The organism is Vibrio sp. 970 (genome assembly GCF_033339075.1).
This window is the reverse complement of the sequence record NZ_JAWOTW010000395.1, coordinates 1-654: the sequence shown is the minus strand read 5'-3', so window position 1 is coordinate 654 and position 654 is coordinate 1. Positions and strand designations below refer to the sequence as shown.

Here is a 654-nt window from a genome sequence, read left to right as displayed (position 1 = left end):
CGTCCAGTGGTAAAGCGGGTTGCCCAAGGTTTGAGGAACCGTCTTCGCCCACGCCATGTATTTGTCGTAATCGCTCGCGTCACCAGTAATCAAACGCTCTTCAATGCCTGCCGAGCGCATGCCGCGCCATTTGTAGTGATCGCCTTCAAGCCAGATTTGACCTAAGTTATCGAACTGACGATTTTGCGCCACTTCCGCTGGATTTAGGTGGCAGTGGTAATCATGAATTGGCTGGTGGAACGCATGCTCATGGTACAAGCGGCGCGCCGTTTCGTTTGAGAGTAAAAAGTCTTCACACAAGAAATTCTTCATCGTTAACTCCTATTACAACGCGGCGACAGTGGCACGAGCACCGTTATCGATTAGAGATTGGTAAGCACTGCTCACCGCATCAATCACTTGTGGGTTTTGACCAAGCTCTGCAGGGAAGATGGCTTCAACCGCGAGCAACGCAGGCACAACAGAAACGTTCAAGCCGTGTTGGTCGCAGATCTGACGCAGTGTCTCTGCCATTGGATCGCGAACATCAATATCGTTGCCTTGCTCGTCCACGCCATATACGTAGCGCATCCAACCTGCAATCGCCGTTGCCAACCGTGAGAAGTTAGAGCCTTGAGCAAGGTGGGATGGTAAGCTGCCACCCATGCGTTGTGG

Annotated in this window: 1 protein-coding gene and 1 pseudogene; both read right to left on the bottom strand. The window is 52.1% G+C overall.

All coding sequences use genetic code 11. From position 1 onward, the window contains the following. A partial coding sequence (locus R7Q11_RS26910; protein WP_225467079.1) for a glucuronate isomerase occupies positions 1–312 on the bottom strand: 312 nt, incomplete at its 3' end. A 12-nt stretch (positions 313–324) separates the two neighbouring features. Beyond that, positions 325–654 (bottom strand): annotated as a pseudogene (locus tag R7Q11_RS26905) (fructuronate reductase); the annotation flags it as partial.